Source organism: Terriglobales bacterium, from assembly GCA_035457425.1.
In the GTDB taxonomy this organism is placed as follows: domain Bacteria; phylum Acidobacteriota; class Terriglobia; order Terriglobales; family Acidobacteriaceae; genus JACPNR01.
On record DATIBR010000174.1, the window covers coordinates 1 to 5,759 of the forward strand.

The window sequence follows — 5,759 nt, forward strand, 5'->3', positions numbered from 1 at the left end:
CCGAGCCAGAGGACATGACCCTTGTAGGCTCGTTCCCACACGGGCTTTTGCCGCGATTTCTTCTTTTTCGTCGCCATAGCGAAAAATTTGCTCTGACCCCTTTTCTATACGTCGGCCTCCACGGTCTTCCAGTGCTCCCGCATCCAGTTGCGCCGCTCCTCGGCTTCGCCCGCGTCCATCAGCTTCTCGAAGGTCTGGCGCACCGCCTTGAGGTTCTTGGTGTCGAACTCCATGCGAACCAGGCGGCGCGCGTCGGGGTTCATGGTGGTTTCCCAGAGCTGCTCCGGGCTCATCTCGCCCAGGCCCTTGAAGCGCGAGATCTCCCAGCTGCCGTCCTTGACCTTTTCCTTCTTCAACTGGTTCAAGGTCTCATCCAGCTCGTCGTCGTCGAGGCAATACAGCCGGCGCGCCGGCTTGCCCTTGCCCTGGCTCGGCACCTCGACCTTGTAGAGCGGCGGCTGCGCCACGTACAGGTGCCCCGCCTCGACCAGGCGCGGCGCGTGCATGAAGAAGAAAGTGAGGAGCAGCGCCTGGATGTGGCCGCCGTCCACGTCCGCGTCGGTCATCACGATCACCTTGCCGTAGCGCAGCGAGCCGAGGTCGACCTTCTCCTCCGCGCCGTGCGGGTCGACGCCGATCGCGGTGGCGATGGCCTGCAGCTCCTTGTTCGCGAGCACGGTGCGGCTGTCCTTCGACATGGAGTTGAGCACCTTGCCGCGCAGCGGCAGCAGCGCCTGCGTTTCCTTGTCGCGCGCCTCCTTCGCCGAGCCGCCGGCGGAATCGCCCTCCACCAGGAAAAGCTCGTTGCGCGTGATGTCGCCCGAGGCGCACTCGACCAGCTTGCCGGGCAGCGTGGCGATGCCGCTCGACTTCTTGCGCTCGACCTTCTTGCCCTTGGCGAGGCGCGCCATGGCCTGCTCGATGGCGAGCTCGACGATCTTCTTGCCTTCGTCGACGTGCTCGTTCAGCCACAGCTCGAAGGCGTCCTTCACGCACAGCTCGAGCAGGCGCGCGGCGTGGCGCGTGGTGAGCTTCTCCTTGGTCTGGCCGTGGAACTGCGTGCGCACGATGCGCGCGGAGAGCGTGAAGCAGGCGCGCTGCCACAGGTCGTCCGGGATCAGCTTCACGCCCTTGGGCGCGAGGCCGCGCCCGTCCATGAAGGCGGCGAGCGCGTCGAAGATGCCGGAGCGGAAGCCCGCCTCGTGCGTGCCGCCCGAGCGCGTGGGAATCAGGTTGACGTGGCTGTCGGCGAAGATGTCGCCCTCCGCCACCCAGCCGATCGCCCATGACGCGCCCTCGCCCGGCTCGATGTCGGTGAGCTGCGTCTTCTCGTCGAAATATTTTTCGCCGGCGAAGAGCGGCGCCACCATCTCGCGCCCGTCGAGCATCATCTCGAAGTACTGCGCCATGCCGCGCTCGTACTTCCACAGGCGCGTCTGCTTGCCTTCGACTTCCAGCGCCATGGTGAGGCCGGGCAGCAAGTAGGCCTTCGAGCGCACCAGGTGCTCGAGCTCGTTCATCGGGATGTGCGCCGAGTCGAAGTACTTCGGGTCCGGCCACAGGCGCACGATCGTGCCGGTCTTGCGCTCCTTGATTTTTTCGCTCTTCAGCTTCTGCTTGAGCTCGCCGCCCTCGAACACGATCGAATGGCGTTGATTTTCTCTAAACACCACGACCTCGCAGCGCTTCGACAAGGCGTTCGACACCGCCACGCCCACGCCGTGCAGGCCGCCGGAGATGTGGTACACCCCGTCGCCGGAGCGCGAGAACTTGCCGCCCGCGTGCAGCATGGTGAAGGCCACCTCGACCGCCGGCTTCTTCTCCACCGGGTGCATGTCGACCGGCACGCCGCGGCCTTCGTCCTCGACCTGCACCGAGCCGTCCTTGAACACGCTCACGGTGATGCGCTTGCCGAATCCGGCGAGCGCCTCATCCACCGCGTTGTCGATCGCTTCCTGGACGATGTGCAGGGGATGCACCGTGTGGGTGTACATCCCCGGCATGCGGCGCACCGGCTCGAGGCCCTTGAGGGCCTGGATCGCGGAGGCGTCGTAGACCTGCGGTTTTGCCATGTATCTAGTGTTTCCTTGCTGCGCTAGCCCTACCTATTGTACGCCTGCGCGAAGCGCTCGATGCTCGCGGCCACCGAGGTGGCGAGCGAAGCCTCGTCCCAGAGCTGCAGGAGCTGCTTCTGCATGCGCAGCGCCCCGGCGTCGGCGGCGAGCAGCGCCTGGATGAGCTTCTCGCCGTGGCCGATTTCCTCGATCAGGCCCCATTCCAGCGCGCGCCGCGCGTCGATCGCTTCTCCGGTGAGCACGAGCCATGCCGCCCGGCCCGAGCCCATGAGCCGGGGCAGCAGCGCCGCCTCGACCACCGACGGGATCGCGAGCTTCACTTCCGGCATGGCGAATTTCGTGCCGTCGGCCGCGACGCGCAGGTCGCAGGCCGCGGCAATCTCGAGGCCCGCGCCGATCACCGCGCCGTGCAGCCGCGCGACCACCGGCACCGGCAGCTCGCGGATGATTTTGCACGCTTCATGGATCCGGGTGACGAAAGCGGGCGCGGTCTCGACGTTCAAAGAGCGCAATTCCACGACATCCGCGCCGCCGCAGAACGCCTTCCCACGGCCGGCCAGGACCACGACTTTTGCGTCGTCAATTTTCCGCAAAGCGTGGTGCAGCTCCGCCAACATGGCGGAATTCAATGCGTTTGCTTTTTCCGGCCGGTTGAGGAAGATTCGGGCGACCGCTCCTTCGCGTTCCACTTCCACCATGCTTTCATCATATAGCCGCGCGGCGCTGAAAAAAGTTTCCACCGCGACTTTGACCACCGTGCTGTTCAAGCGCGGGCTACGCAACGTCTTCATCCAGGGAATCTTCCTGCTGAACAAGGACGCGCCGCGCATGGTGGGCGAAGCGTTTACTCTGCGCTACATCCCGGCGCGCGAGGACGTCGACCAGCTCGGCGCCTTCGAGGGCCGCGGGCACCCGCAGCGCGAGGCGATCGAGGCCTGCCCGCCGGGCCACGTGCTGGTGATGGACGCGCGGCGCGACGCAGCCGCGGCGACCGGCGGCGACATCCTGATGACGCGCCTCATGGTGCGCGGCGCGGCAGGCGTGGTAACCGACGGCGGGCTGCGCGACTCGCCCACCATCGAGAAGCTGGACTGGCCGGCCTACTGCGGCGCGCGCTCGGCGCCGCTCAACCTGGTACGCCACCACGCGGTGGAGAGCCAGGTGCCGATCGGCTGCGGCGGCGTGGCCGTCTACCCGGGCGACGTGCTGGTCGGCGACGCCGAGGGCGTGGTGGTCATCCCGGCCAAGATGGCTGACGAAGTTGCAAAGGAAGCCGAGGCGCAAACCCAGTTCGAGGACTGGGTGGAGGCGCGCGTGAAGGAAGGGCGCTCCATTTTCGGGCTCTACCCGCCGAGCGCCGAGACCAAGGCCGAATTCGAAGCCTGGAAGAACAACAACCCCAAAGCCTGAAATTCGTCAGTTATCATACAAGTTCACCCAGAGGAGGCCGATCCATGTTGAGGAAGCTTTTCGCCGCTTGCGTGCTGGGCGCCTTCGCGTCCGTGGCGGCGGCGCAGGAAACGCTGGTCGTGTACTGGACCAAGGGGTTCTACCCGCAGGAGGACAAGGCGCTCGACGACATGGTCGCCAAGTTCGAGAAGAAGACCGGCGTGAAGGTGGAGCTGTCGCGCTATTCGCCGCAGGAATCGGTGCCGAAGGCCGTGGCCGCGCTCGACGCGGGCACGCCGCCCGACGTCGCCTACGGCGACGTGTTCGACTTCCAGGTTGCCGGCAAGTGGGCCGCCGAGGGCCGCCTCGAGGACCTCTCGGACATCCTCACGCCGATGAAGGGCGACTTCCTGCCGGTCACGCTCGAGACCGTGTACCTGCTGAACGAGAAGACCGGCAAGCGCGCCTACTACGCGTTCCCGATGAAGCGCCAGACCATGCACATCCAGTACTGGAAGGACATGCTGGCCGAGGCGGGCTTCAAGGACGGCGACATCCCGAAGACCTGGAAGGCCTACTGGGACTTCTGGTGCGGCAAGGCGCAGGCCGGCTACCGCAAGAAGAGCGGCAAGCGCCTGTACTCGATCGGCTCGCCGATGGGCGTCGACTCGAGCGACTCGTTCTACTCCTTCCTCACCTACATGGACGCCTACAACGTCAAGGTGGTGGACGACAACGGAAGACTGCTGGTCGACCGGCCGGAGGTGAAGAAGGGCCTGGTGGCGACGGTGCGCGACTATGCGCACACCATCGACGCGGGCTGCACGCCGCCCTCCGCGGTGAACTGGAAGGATCCGGACAACAACGTCGCGTTCCACAACAAGCAGATCATGATGACGCACAACGCGACCATCTCGATCGCCTCGAAGTGGCTCGACGACATGAACAACGACAAGCTCACCGGCGAGCAGCGCGCCGAGGCGAAGAAGAATTACTACGAGAACATCGCCACCGCGGGCTTCCCGGCCAAGCCCGACGGCAAGCCGATGCAGTACCGCTCGGCGGTCAAGGTCGGCGTGATCTTCAACAACGCGAAGAACAAGAAGCGCGCCAAGGAGTTCGTGGCCTTCGCGATGCAGGACGAGAACCTCACGCCCTACGTGGAGGGCGCGCTCGGGCGCTGGTACCCGGTGAAGAAGGCCGCCGCGTCGCGCGCGTTCTGGACCGAGGACCCGCACCGCAAGATCGTGCACGCGCAGTTCTCGGCCGGCACGGTGCCCTTCGAGTTCACCAAGAACTGGAAATTCACCATCCTCAACAACGAGAACGTGTGGGCGAAGGCGGTGAACCGCGTGGTGGTCGACAAGTGGACGCCGGAGAAGGCGGTCGACGAGATGGTGGCGCGTATCAAGCAGGTCGCTGGATAGGGGTTTGGCCCCCTGACAAGGGGGCCGCAAGCGAAGCGAGCGGGGGGTTGGGTTTGAGCGAAAACCGAAACCCCCCGGCGCTCCGCGCCACCCCCCTTGTCAGGGGGGCATAAAGCAAAGCATGTCCGCGATAGCAATTCCTCACCCGCAGCCCGCGCAACGGCGCGGGATCAACACGTGGCAGGCGTGGGGCATCCTGCTGCTCGCGCCCTACGTCGTGGTGTTCTTCGTGTTCGTGCTCTACCCGGTCTCGTACGGGCTGTGGCTCGCGCGCAACCCGGAGAGCTACCGCACGCTGTTCGAGGACCCGGTGTTCTTCCCCACGGTCCTCAACACCGTGTTTTTCCTGCTGGTCGCGGTGAACCTCAAGTTCGTGCTGGCGCTTTTCCTGTCGGGCTTCTTCGTGCACGAGCGGCGCTGGATCCGCTGGCTGTCGGTGATCTTCATCATTCCCTGGGCGGTGCCGGCGATCCCGACCATCTTCTCGATCCGCTTCATGCTCAACCCGGAATGGGGCCTGGTGAACTCGCTCATCTTCCGCCTCACCGGCGCGGACGGGCCGAACTGGCTCACCAACCCGCCGCTCGCGATGACGATGGCGATGCTGGTGCACATCTGGAAAGCGCTGCCGTTCTGGACGCTGATCCTGATGGCCGGGCGGCTCGCGATCCCGAAGGAGCTCTACGAGGCCGCCAGCGTGGACGGCGCGAGCGCGTGGCAGAAATTCCGCTACGTCACGTGGCCGTCGATCCGCACGCTGTATCTCTCGTCCACCATCCTGTCGATGATCTGGACGCTGGGCGACTTCAACAGCGTGTACCTCCTCACCGGCGGCGGGCCCGCCGACCTCACCCACGTGCTGGCGACG

The 5,759-nt window shown here is 65.6% G+C and carries 5 protein-coding genes; 3 read left to right on the forward strand and 2 right to left on the reverse strand.

Annotated features, from left to right (window positions below; all coding sequences use genetic code 11):
- Positions 1 to 104: 104 nt before the first annotated feature.
- Positions 105 to 2,072, reverse strand: a complete 1,968-nt coding sequence (locus tag VLA96_13265) for a DNA topoisomerase IV subunit B (GenBank protein HSE50169.1) — start codon at positions 2,070 to 2,072, stop codon at positions 105 to 107.
- A gap of 29 nt (positions 2,073 to 2,101) precedes the next feature.
- Complete coding sequence (locus tag VLA96_13270) at positions 2,102 to 2,866, reverse strand: enoyl-CoA hydratase-related protein (GenBank protein HSE50170.1); 765 nt, start codon at positions 2,864 to 2,866, stop codon at positions 2,102 to 2,104.
- On the opposite strand from VLA96_13270, the gene VLA96_13275 reads away from it, so the two are divergent.
- The 3 genes from VLA96_13275 to VLA96_13285 form a co-directional block, all read left to right on the forward strand.
- On the forward strand, positions 2,823 to 3,485 hold the full coding sequence (locus tag VLA96_13275) for a ribonuclease activity regulator RraA (protein HSE50171.1): 663 nt from the start codon (positions 2,823 to 2,825) through the stop codon (positions 3,483 to 3,485). The genes VLA96_13270 and VLA96_13275 overlap by 44 nt on opposite strands.
- Positions 3,486 to 3,529: 44 nt before the next feature.
- Entirely contained in the window at positions 3,530 to 4,891 is a 1,362-nt protein-coding gene (locus tag VLA96_13280) for an extracellular solute-binding protein (GenBank protein HSE50172.1), read from the forward strand.
- Between the two features lie 121 nt (positions 4,892 to 5,012).
- Positions 5,013 to 5,759 (forward strand): sugar ABC transporter permease (locus VLA96_13285; protein HSE50173.1); only part of this gene is annotated, 747 nt, incomplete at its 3' end.

Bases quoted from the DNA above. Each gene is read 5' to 3' on its own strand.
- VLA96_13265 (HSE50169.1), bottom strand. From the start codon at position 2,072: ATGGCAAAACCGCAGGTCTACGACGCCTCCGCGATCCAGGCCCTCAAG.
- VLA96_13270 (HSE50170.1), bottom strand. From the start codon at position 2,866: ATGAAGACGTTGCGTAGCCCGCGCTTGAACAGCACGGTGGTCAAAGTC.
- VLA96_13280 (HSE50172.1), top strand. From the start codon at position 3,530: ATGTTGAGGAAGCTTTTCGCCGCTTGCGTGCTGGGCGCCTTCGCGTCC.